We start from the raw sequence: 22,071 nt of genomic DNA, 5'->3' as shown, positions 1-22,071 counted from the left end.
ACCACGTAAGGTAGCCGCATGGATACCCCCACCGAGGCTCTCCACCGCGTCTTCGGTTACGACTCGTTCAGGGCGGGTCAGCAGGAGATCATCGACCACGTCGTCGGCGGCGGCGACGCGCTGGTGCTCATGCCCACCGGCGGCGGCAAGTCGCTGTGCTACCAGATCCCGGCGCTCGTGCGCCCCGGGGTGGGGGTCGTCGTCTCGCCGCTGATCGCGCTCATGCAGGACCAGGTCGACGCGCTGCGCGCGCTCGGCGTGCGGGCCGGTTTCCTCAACTCCACCCAAGACTTCGACGAGCGCCAGCTCGTGGAGGCCGAGTTCCTGGCCGGCGAGCTCGACCTGCTCTACCTCGCCCCCGAGCGGCTGCGCGTCGAGGCCACGATGCGGCTGCTGGCCAAGGGCGAGATCTCGTTGTTCGCCATCGACGAGGCCCACTGCGTGGCGCAGTGGGGCCACGACTTCCGCCCCGACTACCTCGCCCTGTCGGAGCTGCGCGAGCGCTGGCCGCAGGTGCCGCGCATCGCGCTGACCGCCACCGCCACCCCCGCCACCCACGCCGAGATCTCCACCCGGCTCGGCCTCGACGAGGCCCGCCATTTCGTGGCCGGCTTCGACCGGCCCAACATCCACTACCGCATCACGTCCAAGAGCGACCCCAAGCGGCAGCTCCTCGACTTCCTGCGCACCGAGCACCCGGGCGACTCCGGCATCGTCTACTGCCTGTCGCGCTCGTCGGTGGAGAAGATCGCCGCGTTCCTGGCCGACCACGGCATCGCGGCGGTGCCGTACCACGCGGGGCTCGATGCCCGCACCCGCGCCGCCCACCAGTCCCGCTTCCTGCGCGAGGACGGGTTGATCGTGGTGGCCACCATCGCGTTCGGCATGGGCATCGACAAGCCCGACGTGCGTTTCGTCGCCCACCTCGACCTGCCCAAGTCGGTCGAGGGCTACTACCAGGAGACCGGCCGCGCCGGGCGCGACGGCCTGCCCGCGACCGCCTGGATGGCCTACGGCCTGCAAGACGTCGTCCAGCACCGGCGCATGGCCCTGGAGGGCGACGAGGCCCACCGCCGCCGCCAGGTCCTCCACCTCGACGCCATGCTGGCGCTGTGCGAGACCGTCGGCTGCCGCCGGGTCATGCTGCTCGACTACTTCGGGCAGAAGGGCGCCGAGCCCTGCGGCAACTGCGACACCTGCCAGAGCCCGCCCGAGTCCTGGGACGGCACGATCGCCGCCCAGAAGGTGCTGTCCACCGTGCTGCGGCTGAAGCGGGAGCGCGGCCAGAAGTTCGGCGTCGGGCAGGTGGTCGACATCCTGCTCGGCAAGAAGACGGCCAAGGTGCTCCAGCACGGCCACGACTCGCTGAGCGTCTTCGGCGTGGGCACCGACCTGGGCAACTCCGAGTGGCACGGCGTGGTGCGGCAACTGCTGGCACAGGGCCTGCTCGCGGTGGAGTCCGACCACGGCACGCTGGTGCTCACCGACGCCAGCGCCGACGTGCTGCGCGGGCAGCGGGAGGTGCCGTTGCGCCGCGACTCGGCCCGTCCGGCGTCCCGGTCGTCCAGGTCGTCGTCCGGGTCGTCCGGGTCCTCCGGGGCGAAGGGCCAGCCGGCCGCCGAGCTGCCCGCCGAGGCGGCGGCGCTGTTCGAGCGGCTGCGGGCCTGGCGGGGCGCGGTCGCCAAGGAGCAGGGCGTGCCGGCGTACGTCATCTTCCACGACGCCACGCTGCGGGAGATCGCCACGTCGTCGCCGTCCTCGCCGGCGGAGCTGAGCCGGGTCAACGGGGTCGGGGAGAACAAACTCGCCAAATACGGAGACCAGGTCCTGGAGGTCGTCGCGGCGGCGGCCGCCGAAGACGCCTGACGCCGTCCCCGCTCGACTGCCTTCGGCTCCGGGAGGGCCACGGTTCGGGGTGATGGCGACGGCCGCACGAAGAACGGTCGTCGCCATCACGCTGGCCGACCCGGTCGAGGCGCATGGCCCGCGACCGGCCGGACGGATGCCGGGCCCCGGTGTCCCTCTTTGATCGTACGGGGTGCCGCCGCCGGGTGGGGGGCCGGTCGTGCCGTCAGTTCGGGTCGCGGCCGAGGTAGGCGAGAAGGTGGTCCTGGGCGGTGCCCAGCGGGGGCGGCCGCAGCCTGGCGCCGAACCGGTACGGGCGGTCCTCGTCGGTGACGAAGAGCTGGGCCAGGTCCAGCAGCTCTTCGGCGAGGGCGTGCGGGATCGGGCGGCGTTCACCGCAGGCCCGCGCGATGTCCCAGCCGTGCACGGTGATCTCGATGGCGCCCGTGGCGGCCACCATCGGCGTCGTCATGGGCACGTGGCCCACCGCGATCATCCCGGCCCGGATCGTGCCCGTCCAGGTGCCGAGCACCTCCGTCGCGCCGTCCCTGACCAGCAGCGCCGGGTTCCCGGACACCGGCCCGCCGACCGGCACCGGTCTGCGGGCGGGGGCGATGCGGCCGAGCGCGGCCTCGTTCAGGGCCTCGAAGGAGTCCTGCATGTGGTCCAGGAGCTCCTGGAGGTTCCAGCGGGAGCACGGGGTGGGCCGGCACAGCACGTGCGGGCTCACCACTCGCAGGCTGCCCAAGGTGTAGTGGATGGCCCGCTCCAGCAACGCCACCCCTGCCGTCAACGCCCGCGCCCGTTCGTCCATGTCGCCTCCTCGACTCATACAGACCGCCCGGAACCCCGAAACTCATCGCCCCTCCCCCACCACACCTACTCCCGAACCTCTGTCAACGAACTTCCCAACCCGTTCCGGCCCCGGCCCAAGCGACCGGCACAGGCGGGGTGTGGCTGGTGGGTGAGTGCTCTTGGGGTGCTTCGGCGCGGGGTGTCGAGGGCGGGCAGGGGTGGTGCGGGCGGCGCGTGTCCGCTGGAACCTTTTGGGCGGGTGGCGGTGGTGCGGGTGGCGGTGGTGCGGGTGGCTTGTGTCCCGGTGGAACCTTCTGGGCGGGTGGGAGGTAGGTGAGGGTATGAGGAAGTTGGCGGTCATTTCGGTGGCGGTGCTGCTGGCAGGGGTCGGATGTGCGGGGGATGGCGACGGTCCTGCGCGGGGCGTGGAGGCGAGCGGTGGCGCTGGGGCCCCGTTCGAAGGTACGGGGAGCAGCGCGGCCCCCTCGGTAAGCGTGGATTCCTCGGTGCGCGCGGATCCCTCGGTGAGCGCGGATTCGGGGTTCCCGGCGGGCGACGGTGGGAGCGGGAGCTCACGCCCGGCCGCTGATGCCACCTCGGCTCCTGACCACAGTGGAAGCGTCCACTCCGGCTCCACCGCCGCCCCCGCCCCCAACCTGAGCACCGACGCCCACCCAGCCACGAACCCCGGCCCCAGCCTGGGCACTGACGCCCGCCCGAGCCCTGGTGCTCGGGTGGGAGTTGGCGGGAGGGGGAGGTCCAGCGCCCCGGCTGAGCAGTTGGGGTGTCGGGGGGCGTTGGTGGCGGGAGGGGGTGGGGGTGAGTTTCCGGAGGTGCGGGGGGTGTCGGCGGATGCCGAGGTGTGGGGGTTGTTGTTCGTGTCCGGGCTGCCGCTTCGAAAGAAGGAGACCACCAAGATCGTGTGGCGGATGACCGGGGATGGGCCGCTGACGGTCAGGGCGTCCCTTCCTGACGGCACCGCTGCCCGCCTTGCCTGGGGGCCCGAGGAGCACGGCGGGTCGTCCTGGCACCGGCCGGGGGACGAATGGGGCACCGGGCTCGTCTTCCCCAAGCCCGGCTGCTGGAAGATCGAGCTCAGCCGCACCCACGGCAAGGGCCACCTCTGGCTACCGGTCACCTGACGACAGCACCCAGCAACCCACCGCACGACCCCCGCCGACCTCCCACCGCCCACCGTACGGACCACCGCCGACCTCCAACCGCCTCGACAGCTCACCGCAGGAACCACCGCCGACGTCCCGCCGCCCAGCGCATGAGTCACGGCTGGCTGCCAGCCACCTCGCATCCGGCAGCCGACGGCTCGCGCCGCTGCCGCATACCGGCTGCCCAGCACTCAGCAGCCCGTGGCACCCGCCGTCCTCGCCGCCGCCCAGCACCCGACAGCCCCTTGCAGGAGCCGTCCTGGCGACCGGGTGCCCAGCAGGCAGGGGTGCGGCAGACGGTGCGGTTCCCGTCAGTGGTTGGTCAGGGCTTGGTTGATGAAGGTTTGGACGTCGGTGAGGACTTCGTCCCTGTTGGTTTCGTTGAAGACCTCGTGGCGAGCGCCGATGTAGATGCGTTCGGTCAGGTCGGTGCCCTTTACCGCCTCCACCCCGGCCCGGCTGCCGGCCAGCGGTACGAGCTGGTCGTCCTCGCCGTGCACCCACAACGTGGGCAGGGCGCCGAACGTGCCGCCCTTGGCGATCGTGTCCAGCATCGCGGCGAACGCCTCCACCGTGGCCCGCTTGAACGGCCCGTGCCAGACCAGCGGGTCGTCCGCGTACGCCGCCCCCACCGACGGGTCGCGGGAGAGCGTGGCCGGGTCGATGGGGATGTCGGGCAGCTCGTCGAGCGCCATCAGCGCGGGGATGACCGCCCACTCGCCGATCACCGGGCCCGACAGCACCAGCGCGGTCAGGCCCTCGGCGTAGCGCTGGGCGTACCGGGCGGCGATCATGCCGCCCATGGAGTGGCCGATCAGCACGACCGGGACGCCGGGGTGGTCGGCCCTGGCGCGCTCCTCGACGGTGTGCACGTCGGTGACCACGTCCTCGAAGTCCTCGACGAGCACGCGTTCGCCCGCCGACCTGCCGTGGCCCATGTGGTCGAGCCCGTAGACGGCGGCGCCGTGCCGGACGAGACGGTCGGCGACGTACTCGTAACGGCCGATGTGCTCGCCGTATCCGTGGACCAGGAGGGCGATGTAGCGGGGCCGGTCGTGCGGCCATTCGCGGACGACGTTCAGCCCCCGCGTGCCGGTGAAGGTGTGCTCTCGCGACTCGGCCATGAACTTCCTCTCCCATCCAGCCACGACGTCCGAAAACCGCTGACTTCCGCGGGCGCGCCGGTGTTGTAGAGAGTATGGACATCCACACCATCATCGACAGTCCGCTGGGCGAGATTCTCCTCGTCGGCGACGGCGCGGGGCGGCTGACCCGCGTGTCGTTCGACGTGGGCACGCCGCCCGGACGCCGGGAGCCGGCCGCGTTCGAGGAGGCCGAACGGCAGCTCGGCGAGTACTTCGCGGGCGGGCGCACCTCGTTCGACCTGCCCCTGGCCGCCCGCGGGACGGCGTTCCAGCAGCGGGTGTGGGCGGAGGTGGCGGCACTGCCGTACGGGACGACGACGAGCTACGGCGAGCTGACCGCCCGCGCCGGCGTGGCGCGGGACCGGGTCCGCGCGGTCGGCGCCGCGATCGGCGCGAACCCGCTGCTCGTCGTGGTCCCCTGCCACCGGGTGGTCGCCGCGGACGGCGCGCTGACCGGCTACGCGGGCGGCCTGGAGCGCAAGTGCGACCTGCTCACCCTCGAAGGCGTCCTGCAGCCGCAGCTCTGGAGCGTGTTGTCGTGACGGCGCAGGTCGAGGGGGCCGACTGGCAGCGGCTGGCCGGGGAGCTCGACGCCCACGGCTGCGCGCTGACGCCGCGGCTGCTCTCGCCCGGGGAGTGCTCGGAGATCTCCGGCCTGTACGACGAGACCGGACGGTTCCGCTCGACGGTCGACATGGCCCGCCACCGATTCGGCTCGGGCCAGTACCGGTACTTCCGCCGGCCGTTCCCGCCGCTGGTCGAGGAGTTGCGGGCGGCGTTCTATCCGCGTCTGCTGCCGATCGCCCGCGACTGGGCGGCCCGGCTCGGGCAGCCAGCGCCCTGGCCGGACGACTTCGCCGAGTGGCTGGACATGTGCCACGCGGCGGGACAGACCAGGCCGACCCCCATCCTGCTGCGCTACCGGGAGAACGACTGGAACGCGCTCCACCGCGACCTGTACGGCGACCTCGTGTTCCCGCTGCAGGTCGTCATCGGGCTCGACCGGCCCGGCGAGGACTACACCGGGGGCGAGTTCCTGCTGGTGGAGCAGCGGCCGAGGGCCCAGTCGCGGGGCACGGTGACCGCGCTGCCGCAGGGTCACGGGCTGATCTTCACCACCCGCGACCGGCCGGTGCGCTCCTCGCGCGGCTGGTCGGCCTCGCCGGTGCGGCACGGGGTCAGCACCGTGCGCTCGGGGCTGCGGCACACCCTCGGCCTGGTCCTGCACGACGCGGCATGACCGCCGACCTGACCGGGGAGCGGACGGCCGAGCTGGAGGCGCTGCTCACCCTAGTCCGGGCCCAGCGCCCGCGGGCGGAGGCCGTCGTCGTCGGCCACGGCCGGGACGGCGCCCGCCTGGCCGGGGCGTTCGCCGACGCCTGGGACGGGACGGTGCTCGCCGTGGTCGCCTGGCCGGAGACCGCGGCGTCGTGGTTGCGCCAGGCCAGGCGGTTCACGGCGGGTGAGCCGGACGCCTGGGTGGTCGCGGGCGCGCCGGCCGGATGGGCCGGGATGAGCCAGCGCCTGCGCCGCAGCACCGACTGGGATCCGCGCCGGACGTACGGTTCGGCGGCCACGGCCCGCGCGGTGGCCCTGGCCGCTCCTGGGACACTGGAAGGCATGCGCGGAGCCGACGCCGACGGCACGACATGGCGAATAGGACGAAACCTGATATTTAGGGAACCATCGTGATCCCCCTGCCCATGCGGGAGATCGCCCCGGGTGCGGTGCACGTCCCCGGCTGGCTGTCCCTGGCCGAGCAGCAGGACCTGGTGCGGGCCTGCCGCGCGTGGGCGACCGGCCCGGTGCCGATCCGGCACACCGTGCTGCCCGGCGGCGGCGTGATGTCGGTGCGGACGGTGTGCGTCGGCTGGCACTGGCAGCCGTACCGGTACACGCGCCTGGCCCACGACGTGAACGGGCGGCGGGTGGCCGCGTTCCCCACGTGGCTCGGCGACCTCGGCCGCCGCGCGCTGGCCGACGCCTACGGCCGCCCGGACGACGGCTACGACCCCGACACCGCGCTGGTCAACTTCTACGACGGCCAGGCCAGGATGGGCATGCACCAGGACAAGGACGAGCGATCCGACGCCCCGGTGGTGTCCCTGAGCGTCGGCGACACGTGCCTGTTCCGCTTCGGCAACACCGAGACGCGCGGGAAGCCGTACACCGACGTCGAGCTGGCCTCGGGTGATCTGTTCGTGTTCGGCGGCGCGTCCCGCTTCGCCTTCCACGGCGTGCCGAAGGTCTACCCGGGCACCGGCGACCCGGCCACGGGCCTGGCCGCCGGGCGGCTCAATGTGACGATGCGGGTGACGGGTCTTCGATGAAGTAGTCGAACTGGTCGTCGGTGAGGGTGCGGCGCAGGATGCGCAGGACCTTGCCCGGGTCGTCGTGCGGGCCCGGGGTGTAGAAGGGCTTGCCGTCGCGGCCGAAGGTGATGGCCGAGCCGCCCTCCCACTTGCCCAGCAGGTCGCTGACGGGCGAGAAGTCCTCGTGGGGCTCGAAGCCGAGGGTGCGCGCGTGGTCGATCGAGCCGAAGACCAGGTGCTGGGCCAGCTCGATCGGCACCTCCTGGTAGCCCGCGTACTCGCCGAAGAAGTACTCGCGGAACCTGCGCAGGTCGCGCTCGTCGAGCACGTCGGGGCCGATGGTGTTCTTGAGGCCGAGGCAGTAGACGTCGGCGAGGTAGCCGCAGACCGTCATCCGGTCCCAGGTGTGGCGCCGGGCGACCAGCACGCACACCATGCCGCCGGCGCCGGACTCCGGGGCCTCGTCGACCCAGCCCTTGGACGGGTCGACGCCCAGCCCGGCGCTCCAGCCGACGTTCATCCAGCAGCCGACCACCTCGGGCTCGGCCGACGTCACGTTCTCGGCGGCGATGGCGCGCACGAGGGGCGCGACGACCGACGGCGACACCTTGAGCGCCCGGGCGATCTCCTTGGGGGACCTGCCCTGGGCGCGCAGCTCGCGTACCTGATCCTTCAACTCCACACGCGGCAGCCTAGCGCCCGGCGTCCCGTCGGGCGGACAGGCGGCGGGCGAGCCACGCCAGGAGCCGGCGCGGCCGGGCCGCCCGCTCAGGCTCAGCCGACGGACGACGTCACGGTGTCGACGTGCTGCTGGCCGACCGAACGCCCCGACACCAGCACGAGGTCGAGCGCGCGCAGGTCGGCCAGGCGGTCGAGCGGGTTGCCGCGGACCGCGATGACGTCGGCGCGCTTCCCGGCCTCCAGGCTGCCGGTCTCGGCCCCGACCCCGCACGCCTCGGCGGCGCGTACGGTGGCCAGCTCGACGATCTCGGCGTTGCCGAACCCGGCCTCGGCGAAGACCTCCAGCCCCGACACGTAGTCGTCGGTGCGCTTGTCGAGCCCGGCGATGGCGAACCCGGTGTCGGTCCCGGCGACGAGCCTGATCCCGGCCTCGCGCATGGCGGCGAGGTTGCCCAGCCAGCGGTCCATGGGCTCGGCGCCGACGAGCGCGCGCAGGTTCCAGAACTGGCCGTGCACGGTCGGGCACACGAACGTGCCGGTCCCGGCGATGCGGTCGGCCAGCCGCGCGTCGTAGGCCGGGCCCGCCGGGGTGTGGAACGTGCAGTGCTCGATCGTGGTGACCCCGGCCTCCAGCGCGTTGCCGATCGACTCGGGGGCATGGGCGTGCGCCGCGACGGTCCTGCCGCGCGTCGCGGCCTCCTCCACGGCGGCCCTGATCAGCGCGGCCGGGTACTGGGCCCGCCAGCTCGGCACCGAGCCGGGCGACATCTCGCCGCCCGAGGCCATCACCTTCAGGCAGTCGGCCCCGGCCCGCAGGTTCTCCCTGGCCACCCGGCGGACGGACGGCTCGTCGTCGGCCTCCCCGCCCATGTACCAGCAGTGGCCGCCGGTGACCGTGATCGGCCGGGTCGCGGCGATCAGGTGGGGGCCGACGGCGAGGCCGTCCTCGATGGCGTCGCGCAGGGTGAGGTCGAGGAAGCCGCGCCCGCCGAGGTCGCGGGCCGTGGTGACGCCCGCGGAGACGAGCTTGCGGGCGTTCTCGGCCATGCGCAGCAGCAGGCGGCCGTCGCTCACGGCGCTGCGCCCGGTCACCGGGTCGACCGTGCCGTCGAACCCGAGGTGCACGTGCGCGTCGACGAGACCGGGCAGCAGGGTGTGGCCGGGCAGGTCGAGCGTCTCCGCGGCCCGGCCCGCGCTCCCGCGGGGGCCCACCGAGACGATGCGCGAGCCGTCGATCAGCACCTCGCCGTCCGTGATGACCTCTCCGGGACGCCCGGTGAGCACCGTGCCGGCACGGATGATCCGCATGCCTCCACAGTGCCACAGGCGGCCCTGCCTGAAGCGGAACCACCCCAATCGATAAGAAGGTTTACTTATTACGGCATGATGGCCGTCCATGTGGACGCGCGACTTCGTGCTCTTCTTCACCGCCCGCACGGTGTCGATGCTGGGCTCGGCGATGATGCCGGTGGCCACCGCGCTCGGCATGCACGACGCCGGTTACGGCGCCACCGGCGTCGGCCTGGCGCTGGCCGCCTGGATGGTGCCGATGGCCGGGCTCATCCTGTTCGGCGGCGTGCTGATGGACCGCTTCACGCCCCGCCGCATGATGGTCGGCGCCGACCTGGCCAGGACCGGGACGCAGGCGGCCACGGCGGCGCTGTTCGGGCTGGGACGGCCGGAGTTGTGGCAGGTCGTGGCGCTGTCGGCGGTCGCCGGGGCGGCGGCCGCCATGTACACGCCGGGCGTCGCGGGCACCATCTCGCGGATCGCGGCCGACGTGCAGCGGGCCAACGCCACCCTGCGCATGTCCGAGGCGATCATGCAGTTGCTCGGGCCGGGGCTGGCGGGGGCGCTGGTCGCGCTCGCCGGGGTGGGCGTGGTGTTCGCCGCCGACTCGGCCGGGTTCGCGGTCAGCGCGGTGTGCCTGCTGCTCATGCGGGTGCGGGTGGCGGGCGCCGGCGCGGAGCCGGTGCTGCTGCGGCTGCGGGAGGGCTGGCGGGAGTTCCGGTCGCGCACGTGGATGTGGAGCGTCATCCTGATCTGGGTGGTCTTCGGGATCACCCTCTTCGGGCCGCTGATCCCGCTGGGCTCGGTGCTGGTGACCGACGCGTACGGGCAGACCGCGTACGGGCTGGTCATGTCGGCGGGCGGGGCGGGCACCATCGTGGGCGGCCTGGTGGCGCTGCGGATCAGGCCGGCCAGGCCGCTGGTGGCAGGCGGGATCGGCATGTTCCTGTTCGCGCTGGAGCCGCTGAGCTTCGCGGCCGGCGTGCCGCTCGGCGTGATCATGGCCTGCCACGTGGTGGGCGGGGCTGGGTGGGCGTTCTGGTCGGTGATGTGGGCGACGAGCGTGCAGACGCTGGTGCCGGCCGAGGCGCTGAACCGGGTCAGCGCGTACGAGATCGGCGGCTCGACCATGTCGCTCCCGATCGGCCAGGCGCTGGCCGGGCCGGTGGCCACGCTGGTGGGCTCCCGCGAGGTGCTGGGCTTCTCCGCGCTGGTCACGGTCGCCGGCTGCCTGGCGCTGCTGGCCCTGCGGCCGGTGCGGCAGATCACCGTAAGCCCGCGGGAAGAGGATCGTAAGGCCGCTCCCGCATCGTAGAGGCATGACAACGACGCAGACCGCGCAGTACGAGATCGTCCGCACCTTCGACGCCCCCCGCGAGGACGTCTACGCCGCCTGGACCGAGCCCGAGCGCTTCTCCCGCTGGTTCGGCCCCCGCATGCTGGCCACGCCGGTCGGCCGGATCACCCTCGACGCCCGTCCCGGCGGCCGGTGGCGCGCGACGCTCGTCGGCGAGGAGGGGTTCGAGGCGACGCTGGAGGGCTCCTACCGCGAGGTGCAGGCGCCCGCCCGGCTGGTGTTCACCACCGGCGACCCCGACAACCCCGGCGACGGCCCGGCCTCGGTCGTGACGCTCGACCTGCTCGACCGGGACGGCGGCACCGAGATGCGCTTCCACCAGTTCGGCGTCAACACCGACCAGGAGCACGCCGAGCAGGCCAGGGCCGGCTGGGACGAGTTCTTCGACCGCCTGGCCGAGCATGTCGCCCGCTGACCACCGACACGCCGGCCCCCACGCGCCGACCCTCGGCAGGCCGACCCTCAGAACAGGCCGAGGGCGTCGTCCAGCTTGTACGTGCCGCCCCGCTGGTACGCCGCGGCGAAGACGTGCTCACCGAGCGCGTCCCGGACCCGGGCCGTGACCCGCTCCTCCTCCTCGCGTTCGGAGGCGTTGGCCGGGGTCCGGATCTGCTCGCGGACCGCGGCGGCCAGCCCCAGCAGCACCGCCGCCCGCTCGGTCGGCCCGGCCGCCGACGCCGCGCCCGCGACGCACGCCGCCGCCGTGCGCGGGTCGCCGACCCTGACCGCCGCGGCCAGCGCCTCCCGGTGCAGCTCCAGGGCCGCGGCCGGGTCGCCGCGCAGCTCGGTGACGTGGCCCAGCTCGACCAGCAGGTCCGGCAGGTGCAACGGCGGCTCGACGGCTGGGTCGCGCGGCAGCCCCTCCAGCAGGTGGCGCAGGTGCGACTCGGCCACGTCGAGCAGCCCGGCGCGGCGCGCGGCGAAGGCCAGGCCCATCTCGGCCATGGTCTCGCCCATCTTGTAGCCCTGGTCGAGCGCCAGCTTCATGGCCCGTCCGCACAGCTCCATGGCCTGGTCGTAGGCGCCGCCGTGCAGCGCCGTCCAGCCCAGCCAGGCGATGCGCCCGGCCACCTCCGGCCACAGGCCGAGCTCCTCGGCCATCCGCAGCCCCTCGGCGAACAGCCGGCGCGCCCGCTCGTGGTCGCCGGCCATCTCGGCCGCGCCCGCCAGCCATTCGGTGGCCTGCAACATGCCCCAGCGGTCGCCCAGCTCGCCGAACAGCCGCGCGCTCTCCCCCGCGTCGCGCTCCAGCGCCTCGGTGTCGCGCATGGTGAACGCGTCGCGCGCCCGCCTGGCCAGCGCGACGGCGACGCCCCACGTGTCGCCGAGGGCGCGGCAGGCGGCCAGCGCGCGTCCGGTCAGCTCCTGGCCGGTGACCATGTCGGGCACGCTCATGCCGGCGAACAGCTCGGCCCTGGCCCGCTCGCCCGGGTCGGCGACGCGCTCCAGCAGCGGCTCCCATGCCACCTGTTCGCCCAGCAGGAGCGCGAACCCGGCGTGCCAGGCCGCCGCCCGGTGCCTGGCCGGGCCGTCCGGCCCCGCGACGGCCAGCGCCGCGCCCAGCGAGCGCCGTCCCTCGGCCAGCCGGCCGCGCAGGAACCAGTACCAGGCCAGCGCGTTGACCAGGCGCGCGGCGGCGTCGGCGGCCCCCTCGGCGATCGCGGTGTCCAGCGCGGCCCGCATGTTGGCCGACTCGGCGTCCAGGCGCAGCAGGCGGTCCCGCTGCTCGCCGCCGTACAGGCCGGGTTCGGCGGCCACGGCCAGCTCCAGGTAGTGGCGCAGGTGGGCGCGGCGCACGTCGGCCAGCTCGCCGGCGTCGGCCAGGCGGCCCACGCAGTACTCCGACACCGACTCCAGCAGCCGGTAGCGGACGCCCGTCGCGCTCTCGGCGACGACCACGAGCGAGCGGTCGACCAGCCGGGCCAGCAGGTCGAGCACGTCGAGCCCCGGCTCGGCGCACACCGCCTCGGCCGACTCCAGGGTGCAGCCGTCCGCGTGCACGGCCAGGCGGCGCAGCACCACCCGTTCCGCGTCCGACAGCAGGTCCCAGCTCCAGTCGATCACGGCGGTGAGCGTCTGCTGCCGGGCGGGCGCGCCCCTTCGTCCGGACGCCAGCAGCCTGAACCGGTCGTCCAGCCGGTCCACCACCCCCTGGACGCCCAGCGCCCGCACCCGCGTCGCGGCCAGTTCCAGGGCCAGCGGGATGCCGTCGAGCCGCCGGCAGAGCTGGGCCACCGCCTGCGCGTTGCCCGCCTCCAGGGCGAACCCGCGGGCCGAGGCGGCGGCCCTGGCGACGAACAGCCGGACGGCGTCCGAGCGGGCCATCTCCGTCAGGTCCGTGCCCGCCGGCAGGCCGAGCGGCGGGACGCTCCACAACACCTCGCCGTCCACGCCGAGCGGCTCCCGGCTGGTGGCCAGGACGGTCAGGCCCGGCGCCGCGGCCAGCAGCGCGTCGACCACCTCGGCGACCTGCTCGACCACGTGCTCGCAGTTGTCCAGCACGAGCAGCACGCGCCTCGGCCGCAGCGCCGCGGCCAGCCGCTCGCGCACGTCGCCGCCCGACGGGTCCTCCCGGATGTCCAGGGCGGCCATGATCGCCTCGGCGGGCGAGTGGGTGGCGGCGTCGAGCGCGACCAGCCAGGCGCCGTCGGCGAAGCCGTCCAGCAGCCGGTGCGCCGCCTCCAGCGCCAGCCTGGTCTTGCCGACGCCGCCGGCGCCGGTGAGCGTCACCAGCCGCTCGGCGGTGACCAGCGAGCAGATCTCGGCCAGCGCCTCGTCCCTGCCGACGAGCTTGCTGACGGACGCCGGCAGGTTCGTGGTGGGCCGCTCGGCGGGCAGGCTCAGCTCCGGGTCCTGGGCCAGGATCGCCTGGTGCAGCGCGACCAGCTCGGGGCCGGGGTCGAGGCCCAGCTCGTCGGCCAGGCGCTCGCGCAGCTCGGCGAAGCTCGCCAGGGCGTCGCTCTGCCGTCCGGCCCGGTACAGAGCCCGCATGTGCACGGCGCGCAGCCGCTCCCGCAGCGGATGCCGGGCCACCAGGTCGCCCAGCTCGCCCACGAGCAGCCCGTGCTCGCCCAGGTCGAGCCGGGCCTCGGCGCGCTGCTCCAGCGCCGTCAGCCGCTGCTCCTCCAGCCGGACGATCGCCGACCTGGTGTACTCCTCGTCGGCGAAGTCGGCGTACGCCGCCCCCCGCCACAGCGCCAGGGCGTCGGCCAGCAGCCCCGCCCTGGTCCGCGGGCTGTCGGCGGCCTCGGCGCGGGTCAGCAGATCGGCGAAGCGGTCGGCGTCGAGCGCGCCGGGATCGGTGCGCAGCAGGTAGCCGGGCGCCCGCGAGACCACCAGGTTCTTGCCGCCCGGCTCGGCGTCCTCCAGCGCCTTGCGCAACTGGGAGACCCGCACCTGGAGCGCGCCCGCCGGGTTGCCCGGCGGCTCCTCCCCCCACAGGTCCTCCACCAGCCGGTCGGCCGAGACCGGATGGCCCTCGTGGACGAGCAGGTCGGCGAGCAGCGCCCGGACCTTGAGCCCGGGGATCGTCACGGGCTCCCCCGCGTCGGTCCACACCGCCAGCGACCCCAGCACCCCAAAACGCATGCCCGTCACCTTATGCGCCGCCGTAAGCACACGAGAAGCGCACCGGAAGCGCCCTCCGGCACGGTGAGAGCGACGAAAGGGGAAACGACATGAAGACCGGCACCCTCGCTGGACGGCGTGAATGGACGGGGCTCGCGATCCTCGCCTCGGTGGCCCTGCTGCTCTCCATCGACCTGAGCGTGCTCTACCTGGCGCTGCCGCACCTGAGCGCCGGGCTCGGCGCCTCCGCCCCGCAGCAGCTGTGGATCCTGGACATCTACTCGTTCATGCTGGCCGGGTTCCTGGTGACGATGGGGACGCTGGGCGACCGGATCGGGCGGCGCAGGCTGCTGCTGATCGGCTCGGTGGCCTTCGCCGCGGCCTCGGTGGCCGCCGCGTACTCGGTGAACGCGGAGATGCTCATCGCGTCCCGGGCGCTGCTCGGCGTCTCGGGGGCGACGCTGCTGCCGTCGTCGCTGGCGCTGATCCGCACGATGTTCACCGACGGCCGGCAGATGGGCACCGCGATCGGCCTCTGGTACGGCTGCTTCATGCTCGGCATGGCGGTCGGCCCGCTGGTGGGCGGGCTGCTGCTGGAGCACTTCTGGTGGGGGTCGGCGTTCCTGATGGGCGTGCCGTTCATGGCGGCCGTGCTGGTCGCCGGACGGCTGCTGCTCCCCGAGTACCGCGACCCGCACGCCGGCCGCCTCGACCCGGCCAGCGTGGCCCTGTCCCTGGCGACCATCCTGCCGGTCATCTACGGGCTCAAGGAGGTCGCGCGCGGCGGCTGGCAGCCCGTCCCGCTGATCGCGGTCGCCGCCGGGACGGCCTTCGGCGTGGTGTTCGTCAGGCGGCAGCGCAGCCTCGCCAACCCGCTGCTGGACCTGCGGCTGTTCGGCGACCGCGCGTTCGCGGCGACGCTGGGGATCATGTCGCTCGGCGGGATCGTCATGGCCGGTACCACGCTCATGACCACCCAGTACCTGCAGACCGTGGAGTCGCTGTCGCCGCTGGGCGCCGGGTTGTGGCTGGTGCCGCAGAACGTGGCGATGATCGTGGCCCTGTCGGTCGCGCCGCGGCTCGCCGCCCGGATCGGCACCGCGTACGTGATGGCCGCCGGGCTGGCGCTGGGCGCCGTCGGGCTGTTCCTGCACACCCAGGTCCCCAGCGTGGGCGGGACCGGGCTGGTCGTCACCGGGCTGGTCCTGGCCTCGGCGGGCATCGCGCTGCCGATGGGCGCGGGCAACAGCGTGATCATGACGGCCGCGCCCGCCGAGAAGGCCGGGTCGGCGGCGTCGCTGACCGAGACGAGCGGCGAGTTCGGGGTGGCGGTCGGCGTGGCCGCGCTCGGCAGCCTCGGCACGGCCGTCTACCGCGGGCGGCTGCCCGAGCACCTGCCGGTGGAGGCCGTGCGGGAGAGCATCAGCGCGGCGGTGACCGCCGCCAAGGACCTGCCCGGCCTGCTGGAGACGGCGCGGGCGGCGTTCACGGCGGGGCTGAACACGGTGGGGGCCGTGAGCGCGGTGGTCTTCGCGGGACTGGCCGTCTTCGCCCTCCTCGCCCTCCGCCACCACCGCCCGACGTCCTGACCCCTCCTGCCCTTCCCACCCCCTGACCGCCGGCCCGGCCGGCGGTCCTCCGCCGTCCCCGGCCTCTCAGAGGCATGCCGTCCGTACGCCCGATCAAGCGGACGGCGGCGCTTCCCCGTACGCCCGATCAGCCGGACGGGGGCGCCTTCCTGGCCGAGCCGCGGTAGGCGGCCGGGTCGTAGCGGCGTTCGTTGTCGGCCAGCTTGGCGGTCGCCGCCGCCACCAGGTCGACCCCCAGGACGTCGGCCAGCCGGACCAGGTACAGGGTCACGTCGCCGAGCTCGGCGCGGATGCGGGCGAGCGTGTCGGGGTCGGGGCTCGCGGACTCCTCGGCGGTCAGCCACTGGAACTCCGCGACCAGCTCGCCCGCCTCCCCCGCCAGCGCCATCGCCAGGTTCTTCGGCGTGTGGAACCTCTCCCAGTCGCGGGCCCGCGCGAACTCCCGCAGCCGTACGGCCAGCCCTTCCAGCTCCTCGCTCACGACACCCGACCCTACTGGCCCGCCGGCCGATTCATCACGACCGGTGATGACAGTCCGGGCGAACCCCGTCTGGTTCCCCGGCCGCTTCCGCGATCGACTGGCTTACGTGTTCTCCCACTTCAACGGCCCGGTCCTGGTCCCCGGCGACCCCGGGTACGACGACGAGACGGCCCGCTTCAACACCGTCGCCGGCCCCGTCCGCCCCGCCGTGGTCGTCGGCGCCCGGGACGCGGACGACGTCCGGAAGGCCATCGACCACGCCCGGTCGGCGGGGCTGCGGGTGGCGGTCCAGGCGACCGGCCACGGCCTGTCCGCCCCCGTGGACGGAGCCCTGCTGATCAACACCCGCAGGATGACCGGCCTGTCCGCCGACCCGGCCACCCGCACCGTCCGCGTCGGGGCCGGCGTGCGCTGGGGCCAGGTCGTCGACGCCGCCGCCGGCCACGGCCTCGCCCCGCCGAACGGCTCCTCCCCCCTGGTCGGCGCGGTCGGCTACACGCTGGGCGGCGGCCTGCCCGTGCTCGGCCGCACGCTCGGCTGGGCCGCCGACCGGGTCAGGTCCCTGGAGCTGGTCACGGCCGACGGAACCCTGCGCACGGGTGAGCCCGTACGAGAACGTCGAGATCCGCCGCCTCGGCGGCGCCCTGGCCGCCGTCCCGGACGTCCCGAACGCGATCGACCACCGCACGGCCGCCTACAGCCTGACCACGATCGCCTTCGCGGGCACGGACCCGAAACCGCCCCTGGACCCCGCCGACCCGTCCAGCACGGGCCTCCGCTTCCGCAACTTCCTGGCCGGCCCGCAGGCCCCGGCCCTGGCCGCCGAGGCGTACACCCCGTCCACCTGGACCAGACTCACCTCCCTCAAATCCACCCACGACCCCCACGACCTGTTCCTCTGATCGCCTGGCGTCCGAGCACCGGCGCTCGCCCGCCGCCTGGTGCCTGCCGGCCAGTTGGGCGAGGGGTCGGCTGCCGGTGCTGCCGCCGACGTACAGTCGCGGGTATGAGCGCCGGACATGCGCATGAGGAGCTGCATCACCTGGTCGATCTGCTGTCGTCCGACCCGGCACTCGCCGACATGCCGGGCGAAGACGGCAAGCCGGTACGTCGTCGGCTCTCGATCGCAGGGATCGGCGCCTCCGGTGGGGGCACTCTTTCGGAACGTGTCGAAGATCTGTTGGCCGAGCGGTTCAATCGCTCAGTGTGACCGCTGTCCTTCCGGACACAGGCCCTTGATCGCGATGGTCGACCACGACGACAGGCACCACCTCTCCCGTCTGCGGCCATCCTTGATCGACGCGACTTCTCACTGGTACGACCGCGCGATGTAGTGGCCTTCACGTTGTCGCCCGAGAAATTGTCGTGACGCGGGGCACGCGCAACGGGTTCGCGTACACCTGAAGCTCAGTCCGCATGGCCACACGCGCCCGGATTGCTGGACGGTTGAGTAGGCGGGGGTTCACGCAGCACACACAGGCAAGGGCGCCCGCTGTCTCGCAGGTTCAAAGGTGGGATATCAGGGCGCGGGGTGCGCCGGAGGCGCCGAAGGAAGGGGCCTGAGCCCGGAGGACGAAGACGCTTGTAGCGTCTCACTCCACGGCGGCCGTGCTATCCCGGACGATCAGTTCCGTAGCCAGTTCCACCCGCTTCGTCTCCGGCACCTCGCCCTTCCCCATCCCCAGCACCGTACGGGTCGCCAGCGCCGCCATCTCCTGCAGCGGCTGGCGCACGGTCGTCAGCGGCGGCCAGGCCGACTTCGACAGCGGCAGGTCGTCGAACCCCACCACGCTCAGATCCTCCGGCACGCGCAACCCGCGCTGCCGGGCGGCCTCGAACACGCCGAACGCCATCAGGTCGCACCCGGCGAAGATGGCCGTGGGCGGCTCGTCCAGGGACAGGAGTTCGTGGCCCTGGTCGTGGCCGGAGTCGACGAGGAACGTGCCGCGCCGGACGAGTTCGGGGGCGAGCGGCACGCCGGCCGTCTCCAGGGCGGCCCGGTAGCCGTCGACGCGGGCCTGGCTGCACAGCATGTCGGCGGGGCCGCTGATCACGCCGATCCGGCGGTGGCCGAGTTCGAGCAGGTGGCGGGTGGCGGCCAGGCCGCCGTTCCAGTTGGTGGCGCCGACCGAGACGATGCCGGGGGCCGGCTCGCCCTCGGGGTCGACCACCACGAACGGCAGCGACCGCGCGCTGAGCTGGGCCTGCACGCCCGTGGACAGGCGCGAGGCGACGATCACCACGCCGTCGGTGCGGCGGGCGGCCAGCCGTTCGAGCCAGTCGCGGCCGGGACCGGCGTGGGTGTGCAGCACCGAGATGACGACGCTGGCCCCGGCCTCGTGGGCCGCGCTCTCCGCGCCGCGCACGATCTCCATGGCCCACGGCGACTCGATCTCGGCGAACACCAGGTCGACCAGGCCGGCGGGGGTGTCGTCCTGGCTGACGCGCCGCTGGTAGCCGTGTTCCTGGAGCAGCCGTTCGACCTTGTGACGGGTCGCCGGCGCCACCTCGGGCCGGCCGTTGATGACTTTGGAGACCGTCGGGATGGACACCCCGGCCTCTTCTGCGATCAGTGCGATCGTCACGCGCCTCTTAGCTGACACGTTCGGGAGTGTATCCGAAAGTTTCGGGCTGGGATCGCTCCCAAGACGGCTATTGACGCCCTGCGCAGCACGTACCTATGCTCCGAGCAACGAAATTATCGGGGGCTATACGAAACTTTCATACCGCTCGTGCCCGATGAAGGGACCCCTGGATGAAACGCGGTCTGATCCTCATGGCCACCGCCGTGCTCGTCGCCGGATGCGGCAGCGGCGGAAGTGGCGAGAGCGGCGGGCAGCCCGGCGGCTCGCAGCCCGCCCAGAAGCCCGCCAAGGTCACGCTGGAATGGTGGCACCTGTCCACCGCCGAACCGCTGAAGTCCCTGTGGGCGCAGCGGGCCAAGGACTTCGAGGCCGCGCACCCCGACGTCACCATCAAGGCGACGGTGCTGGAGAACGACGCCTACAAGGCCAAGCTGACCACGATCACCCAGTCGGGCAAGGCCCCCGACGTGTTCGTCACGTGGGGCGGCGGCGTGCTCAAGCAGCAGGTCGAGGCCGGCCTGGTCAAGGACGTCTCCGGCGACGTCGCCTCGATGCTGGGCACGTTCACCCCCGCGGCGCTGAGCGCGTACCAGTTCGACGGCAAGACCTACGGGCTGCCGACGGACATCGGGCTGGTCGGCTTCTGGTACAACAAGAAGCTCTTCGCCAAGGCCGGCATCTCGGCCCCGCCCGCCACCTGGGCGGAGTTCCTCGACGACGTCAAGAAGCTGAAGGCGTCCGGCACCACCCCGATCGCGCTGGCCGGCAAGGAGAAGTGGCCGGGCCACTACTACTGGGCCTATCTGGCGATGCGCATCGCCGGCCTGCCCGCGCTCACCCAGGCGGGCGTGGACCACGACTTCACCAAGCCCGACTTCGTGGCCGCCGGACAGCAGGTCAAGGCGCTGGCCGACCTCCAGCCGTTCCAGAAGGGCTTCCTCGGCGCGGGCTACGGCACCCCCGACGGGCAGGCGGCCACGGTCTCCAACGGCAAGGCCGCCATGGAGCTCATGGGCCAGTGGGCGCCCGCCGTCCAGAAGGACGCCGGCAAGGGCCTCGGCGACGACCTGGGCTTCTTCCCCTTCCCCGCGGTCGACGGCGGCAAGGGCTCGATCGGCGACGCCTTCGGCGGCGGCAACGGCCTGTCGGTGGGCGCGGACGCGCCCCCGCAGGCCGTGGAGTTCGTGAAGTTCATGACGCAGATGGACCAGCATGCCAAGGCCGTGGCGGCCGGCGGCGTGCTGCCGGTGCTCAAGGGCGAGGAGAGCGCGGTCAAGGACGCCAACCTCAAGCAGGTCGCGACCCTGCTGGCCGGCGCCTCCGGCTACCAGCTCTACCTGGACCAGGCCTACCCGCCGGCCGTCGGCCAGCAGGTCAACGACAGCGTGGCCGAGCTGATCGCCGGGACCAAGACGCCGGAGCAGATCGGCCAGGACATCAGCGAAGTGGCCAAGAGCGAATGACGACGCTGACCCGAGGGCCGGCGGCCGTCGCGCCGCCGGTCCCCGCCCCGCCGGGGCGGCGGCGCGGGCGCGCGGTGACGATCGGGCTGTTCCTGCTGCCCGCGCTGGTGCTCTTCGTCCTGCTGGTGGTGGCGCCGATCCTGGTGGCGGTCTACGCCAGCGCGTTCAAGTGGAACGGGTTCGGCGGGCTGCCCACCGAGTTCGTCGGGCTGGACAACTTCACCAGGCTGCTGTCGTCCGGGATCTTCGCCACCGACCTGTGGCACCTGGTGGTCCTGGTGCTGCTGTCGGTGCTGGTCCAGCTCCCGTTCTCGCTGGCCGTGGCGATGCTGCTGAACCAGCGCATCCGCGGGCGGGCGGTCTACCGGCTGGTGTTCTTCGCCCCGTACGTGCTGTCCGAGGTGATCACCGGCGTGCTGTTCTCGCTGATCCTCGCGCCGGACGGCGGGATGGCGAACCAGCTGCTGTCGGTGTTCGGGCTGGAGTCGGAGTTCCTGGCCGATCCGGACACCGTGATGCCCGCGCTGTTCCTGGTCATGACGTGGAAGTACTTCGGCTTCCACATGATGATCTACCTGGCCGGACGGCAGGGCATCCCGAACGAGCTGATCGAGGCCGCGCAGATCGACGGCGCGACGCCCTGGAAGACGTTCCGGCACATCACCCTGCCGCTGCTCGGGCCGACGATCAGGATCAGCGTGTTCCTGTCGGTCATCTACACCATCCAGCTGTTCGACCTGGTCTGGATCCTCACCGGCGGCGGCCCGTCGCACTCCTCGGAGACGATGGCGGTCACCATGATGGAGTTCGGCTTCAAGCGCTCCCAGGTGGGTTACGCCAACGCGATCAGCGTCGTGATGTTCGCGCTCAGCCTCGTCTTCGCCCTCGTCTACCAGCGCGTGGTGATGCGCCGGGACCTGGCGGGCGCGACGACGTCCATGGGAGGCCGCCGATGAACCACGGAAGGCCGCCCGCGCGGCGGCGCCGTCCCACCCTGCCCCTGCACGTGATCGCCTGGATCGTCGGCGCGTTCATCCTGGCGCCGATCGTGTACGCGCTGCTCGGCGGGTTCAAGAGCAACAGCCAGCTCTCGGGCAACCCCTTCGGCCTGCCCGATCCCTGGGTCACCGCGAACTACACCGACGTGCTCGGCTCGGGGTCGTTCTGGCGGCAGGTGTGGAACAGCACGTTCATCGCCGTCGCCACGACCGTGGTGATGGTCGGGCTGGCGGCGCTGGCCGCGTTCGTCTTCGCCAGGTTCGCCTTCCGGGGCAGGGAGGCGCTGTTCACGCTGTTCACCGCGGGGCTGATGTTCCCGTTCGCGGTGGCCATCCTGCCGATCTTCGTGCTGCTGCGCACGTTCGGGCTGCTGGACGACCCGCTCGGCGTCATCCTGACGCAGGCCGCCTTCGGGCTGCCGCTGACGATCATCATCCTGCGGGGGTTCTTCCGGAGCATCCCGGGCGAGATCGAGGAGGCCGCGATCATCGACGGCTGCTCGCCGTTCGGGTTCTTCTGGCGGATCCTGCTGCCGATGGCCCGCCCGGCGATGGCGACGGTCTCCGTGCTGGCCGTCGTGGGGAGCTGGAACAACTTCATGCTGCCCCTGGTGGTCTTCAGCGACGAGTCGAGCTGGACGCTGCCGCTCGGCATCCAGCAGTTCCAGGGCCAGTACGCCACCGACACCGCCCGCGTCCTCGCCTACCTGATCCTGGCCATGGTGCCGGCGCTCGGGTTCTACGCCATCGCTGAACGTCACCTGGTCGGTGGGCTCACCGCGGGTGCGACGAAAGGGTGA

The 22,071-nt window shown here is 73.0% G+C and carries 21 protein-coding genes and 1 pseudogene; 15 read left to right on the top strand and 7 right to left on the bottom strand.

Features of this window, described 5'->3' with window-relative positions; all coding sequences use genetic code 11:
- Window positions 1-18: 18 nt before the first annotated feature.
- Entirely contained in the window at window positions 19-1,866 is a 1,848-nt protein-coding gene (recQ, locus tag ACIBQ8_RS28655) for a DNA helicase RecQ (RefSeq protein ID WP_397193415.1), read from the top strand.
- 205 nt (window positions 1,867-2,071) lie between these two features.
- On the opposite strand, the gene ACIBQ8_RS28650 is transcribed toward recQ, so the two are convergent.
- On the bottom strand, window positions 2,072-2,659 hold the full coding sequence (locus tag ACIBQ8_RS28650; RefSeq protein WP_397193414.1) for a TIGR03086 family metal-binding protein: 588 nt from the start codon (window positions 2,657-2,659) through the stop codon (window positions 2,072-2,074).
- Window positions 2,660-3,482: 823 nt separating this feature from the next.
- Between ACIBQ8_RS28650 and ACIBQ8_RS28645 the strand changes: the two genes are divergently transcribed.
- On the top strand, window positions 3,483-3,782 hold the full coding sequence (locus tag ACIBQ8_RS28645; RefSeq protein WP_397193413.1) for a hypothetical protein: 300 nt from the start codon (window positions 3,483-3,485) through the stop codon (window positions 3,780-3,782).
- Between the two features lie 332 nt (window positions 3,783-4,114).
- On the opposite strand, the gene ACIBQ8_RS28640 is transcribed toward ACIBQ8_RS28645, so the two are convergent.
- On the bottom strand, window positions 4,115-4,927 hold the full coding sequence (locus ACIBQ8_RS28640; RefSeq protein ID WP_397193412.1) for a lysophospholipase: 813 nt from the start codon (window positions 4,925-4,927) through the stop codon (window positions 4,115-4,117).
- A 74-nt stretch (window positions 4,928-5,001) separates the two neighbouring features.
- Between ACIBQ8_RS28640 and ACIBQ8_RS28635 the strand changes: the two genes are divergently transcribed.
- The 4 genes from ACIBQ8_RS28635 to ACIBQ8_RS28620 are packed head-to-tail and all read left to right on the top strand — an operon-like array spanning window position 5,002 to window position 7,278.
- Window positions 5,002-5,490, top strand: a complete 489-nt coding sequence (locus tag ACIBQ8_RS28635) for a methylated-DNA--[protein]-cysteine S-methyltransferase (RefSeq protein WP_397169821.1) — start codon at window positions 5,002-5,004, stop codon at window positions 5,488-5,490.
- Complete coding sequence (locus tag ACIBQ8_RS28630) at window positions 5,487-6,188, top strand: 2OG-Fe(II) oxygenase (RefSeq protein ID WP_397193411.1); 702 nt, start codon at window positions 5,487-5,489, stop codon at window positions 6,186-6,188. The genes ACIBQ8_RS28635 and ACIBQ8_RS28630 overlap by 4 nt, the downstream gene beginning before the upstream one ends.
- Window positions 6,185-6,640: a hypothetical protein gene (locus ACIBQ8_RS28625; RefSeq protein WP_397193410.1), complete on the top strand. Its 456-nt coding sequence runs from the start codon at window positions 6,185-6,187 to the stop codon at window positions 6,638-6,640. Before ACIBQ8_RS28630 ends, ACIBQ8_RS28625 begins: the two co-directional genes overlap by 4 nt.
- Window positions 6,634-7,278 carry an alpha-ketoglutarate-dependent dioxygenase AlkB family protein gene (locus tag ACIBQ8_RS28620; protein ID WP_397193557.1) on the top strand — a complete coding sequence of 215 codons (645 nt, stop codon included), beginning with the start codon at window positions 6,634-6,636 and terminating at the stop codon, window positions 7,276-7,278. Before ACIBQ8_RS28625 ends, ACIBQ8_RS28620 begins: the two co-directional genes overlap by 7 nt.
- Here the strand turns inward: ACIBQ8_RS28620 and ACIBQ8_RS28615 are convergent.
- A complete protein-coding gene (locus ACIBQ8_RS28615) occupies window positions 7,244-7,942 on the bottom strand; it encodes a helix-turn-helix domain-containing protein (RefSeq protein WP_397169826.1) in 699 nt (232 codons plus the stop codon). The genes ACIBQ8_RS28620 and ACIBQ8_RS28615 overlap by 35 nt on opposite strands.
- Window positions 7,943-8,034: 92 nt before the next feature.
- On the bottom strand, window positions 8,035-9,249 hold the full coding sequence (locus ACIBQ8_RS28610; RefSeq protein WP_397169828.1) for an amidohydrolase family protein: 1,215 nt from the start codon (window positions 9,247-9,249) through the stop codon (window positions 8,035-8,037).
- A gap of 88 nt (window positions 9,250-9,337) precedes the next feature.
- On the opposite strand from ACIBQ8_RS28610, the gene ACIBQ8_RS28605 reads away from it, so the two are divergent.
- Together ACIBQ8_RS28605 and ACIBQ8_RS28600 are read left to right on the top strand one after the other, a co-directional pair.
- Window positions 9,338-10,546, top strand: a complete 1,209-nt coding sequence (locus ACIBQ8_RS28605) for an MFS transporter (RefSeq protein WP_397193409.1) — start codon at window positions 9,338-9,340, stop codon at window positions 10,544-10,546.
- 4 nt (window positions 10,547-10,550) lie between these two features.
- Window positions 10,551-11,003, top strand: coding sequence for an SRPBCC domain-containing protein (locus ACIBQ8_RS28600; protein ID WP_352320052.1), 453 nt, complete (start codon window positions 10,551-10,553; stop codon window positions 11,001-11,003).
- A 47-nt stretch (window positions 11,004-11,050) separates the two neighbouring features.
- Here ACIBQ8_RS28600 and ACIBQ8_RS28595 read toward each other — a convergent pair whose 3' ends face one another.
- Window positions 11,051-14,176, bottom strand: coding sequence for a BTAD domain-containing putative transcriptional regulator (locus ACIBQ8_RS28595; protein ID WP_397193408.1), 3,126 nt, complete (start codon window positions 14,174-14,176; stop codon window positions 11,051-11,053).
- An 89-nt stretch (window positions 14,177-14,265) separates the two neighbouring features.
- Between ACIBQ8_RS28595 and ACIBQ8_RS28590 the strand changes: the two genes are divergently transcribed.
- Window positions 14,266-15,744, top strand: a complete 1,479-nt coding sequence (locus ACIBQ8_RS28590) for an MFS transporter (RefSeq protein WP_397193407.1) — start codon at window positions 14,266-14,268, stop codon at window positions 15,742-15,744.
- Window positions 15,745-15,871: 127 nt separating this feature from the next.
- Here ACIBQ8_RS28590 and ACIBQ8_RS28585 read toward each other — a convergent pair whose 3' ends face one another.
- On the bottom strand, window positions 15,872-16,225 hold the full coding sequence (locus ACIBQ8_RS28585; RefSeq protein ID WP_397193406.1) for a nucleotide pyrophosphohydrolase: 354 nt from the start codon (window positions 16,223-16,225) through the stop codon (window positions 15,872-15,874).
- Between the two features lie 46 nt (window positions 16,226-16,271).
- Between ACIBQ8_RS28585 and ACIBQ8_RS28580 the strand changes: the two are divergent.
- The 3 genes and pseudogenes from ACIBQ8_RS28580 to ACIBQ8_RS28570 all read left to right on the top strand — a co-directional run.
- A pseudogene (locus ACIBQ8_RS28580) lies at window positions 16,272-16,760 on the top strand (FAD-binding oxidoreductase); the annotation flags it as partial.
- Window positions 16,761-16,824: 64 nt separating this feature from the next.
- Window positions 16,825-17,127 carry a hypothetical protein gene (locus tag ACIBQ8_RS28575; protein ID WP_397193562.1) on the top strand — a complete coding sequence of 101 codons (303 nt, stop codon included), beginning with the start codon at window positions 16,825-16,827 and terminating at the stop codon, window positions 17,125-17,127.
- Window positions 17,128-17,231: 104 nt separating this feature from the next.
- A complete protein-coding gene (locus ACIBQ8_RS28570; protein ID WP_397193561.1) occupies window positions 17,232-17,435 on the top strand; it encodes a hypothetical protein in 204 nt (67 codons plus the stop codon).
- A gap of 382 nt (window positions 17,436-17,817) precedes the next feature.
- Here ACIBQ8_RS28570 and ACIBQ8_RS28565 read toward each other — a convergent pair whose 3' ends face one another.
- Window positions 17,818-18,828 carry a LacI family DNA-binding transcriptional regulator gene (locus ACIBQ8_RS28565; RefSeq protein ID WP_397169841.1) on the bottom strand — a complete coding sequence of 337 codons (1,011 nt, stop codon included), beginning with the start codon at window positions 18,826-18,828 and terminating at the stop codon, window positions 17,818-17,820.
- Window positions 18,829-18,980: 152 nt separating this feature from the next.
- On the opposite strand from ACIBQ8_RS28565, the gene ACIBQ8_RS28560 reads away from it, so the two are divergent.
- From ACIBQ8_RS28560 to ACIBQ8_RS28550, 3 genes are read left to right on the top strand one after another with little or no spacing between them, the layout of a single operon-like run.
- A complete protein-coding gene (locus ACIBQ8_RS28560; RefSeq protein WP_397193405.1) occupies window positions 18,981-20,273 on the top strand; it encodes an extracellular solute-binding protein in 1,293 nt (430 codons plus the stop codon).
- Entirely contained in the window at window positions 20,270-21,229 is a 960-nt protein-coding gene (locus tag ACIBQ8_RS28555; protein ID WP_397169845.1) for a carbohydrate ABC transporter permease, read from the top strand. The genes ACIBQ8_RS28560 and ACIBQ8_RS28555 overlap by 4 nt, the downstream gene beginning before the upstream one ends.
- Window positions 21,226-22,071 carry a carbohydrate ABC transporter permease gene (locus ACIBQ8_RS28550; RefSeq protein WP_352349787.1) on the top strand — a complete coding sequence of 282 codons (846 nt, stop codon included), beginning with the start codon at window positions 21,226-21,228 and terminating at the stop codon, window positions 22,069-22,071. Before ACIBQ8_RS28555 ends, ACIBQ8_RS28550 begins: the two co-directional genes overlap by 4 nt.

Origin of the sequence: Nonomuraea sp. NPDC049646, from assembly GCF_044465525.1 — a bacterium.
In the GTDB taxonomy this organism is placed as follows: Bacteria; Actinomycetota; Actinomycetes; order Streptosporangiales; family Streptosporangiaceae; genus Nonomuraea.
Note: the sequence above shows the minus strand (reverse complement) of the source record. Positions and strands in the feature narration are given on the sequence as shown.

What these genes read in the sequence shown, in the direction of transcription:
- ACIBQ8_RS28550 (WP_352349787.1), top strand. Translation starts at nt 21,226, where the DNA reads ATGAACCACGGAAGGCCGCCCGCGCGGCGGCGCCGTCCCACCCTGCCC.
- ACIBQ8_RS28650 (WP_397193414.1), bottom strand. Translation starts at nt 2,659, where the DNA reads ATGGACGAACGGGCGCGGGCGTTGACGGCAGGGGTGGCGTTGCTGGAG.
- recQ (WP_397193415.1), top strand. Translation starts at nt 19, where the DNA reads ATGGATACCCCCACCGAGGCTCTCCACCGCGTCTTCGGTTACGACTCG.
- ACIBQ8_RS28555 (WP_397169845.1), top strand. Translation starts at nt 20,270, where the DNA reads ATGACGACGCTGACCCGAGGGCCGGCGGCCGTCGCGCCGCCGGTCCCC.
- ACIBQ8_RS28610 (WP_397169828.1), bottom strand. Translation starts at nt 9,249, where the DNA reads ATGCGGATCATCCGTGCCGGCACGGTGCTCACCGGGCGTCCCGGAGAG.
- ACIBQ8_RS28595 (WP_397193408.1), bottom strand. Translation starts at nt 14,176, where the DNA reads ATGCGTTTTGGGGTGCTGGGGTCGCTGGCGGTGTGGACCGACGCGGGG.
- ACIBQ8_RS28560 (WP_397193405.1), top strand. Translation starts at nt 18,981, where the DNA reads ATGAAACGCGGTCTGATCCTCATGGCCACCGCCGTGCTCGTCGCCGGA.
- ACIBQ8_RS28625 (WP_397193410.1), top strand. Translation starts at nt 6,185, where the DNA reads ATGACCGCCGACCTGACCGGGGAGCGGACGGCCGAGCTGGAGGCGCTG.
- ACIBQ8_RS28600 (WP_352320052.1), top strand. Translation starts at nt 10,551, where the DNA reads ATGACAACGACGCAGACCGCGCAGTACGAGATCGTCCGCACCTTCGAC.
- ACIBQ8_RS28605 (WP_397193409.1), top strand. Translation starts at nt 9,338, where the DNA reads ATGTGGACGCGCGACTTCGTGCTCTTCTTCACCGCCCGCACGGTGTCG.
- ACIBQ8_RS28635 (WP_397169821.1), top strand. Translation starts at nt 5,002, where the DNA reads ATGGACATCCACACCATCATCGACAGTCCGCTGGGCGAGATTCTCCTC.
- ACIBQ8_RS28590 (WP_397193407.1), top strand. Translation starts at nt 14,266, where the DNA reads ATGAAGACCGGCACCCTCGCTGGACGGCGTGAATGGACGGGGCTCGCG.
- ACIBQ8_RS28570 (WP_397193561.1), top strand. Translation starts at nt 17,232, where the DNA reads ATGAGCGCCGGACATGCGCATGAGGAGCTGCATCACCTGGTCGATCTG.
- ACIBQ8_RS28640 (WP_397193412.1), bottom strand. Translation starts at nt 4,927, where the DNA reads ATGGCCGAGTCGCGAGAGCACACCTTCACCGGCACGCGGGGGCTGAAC.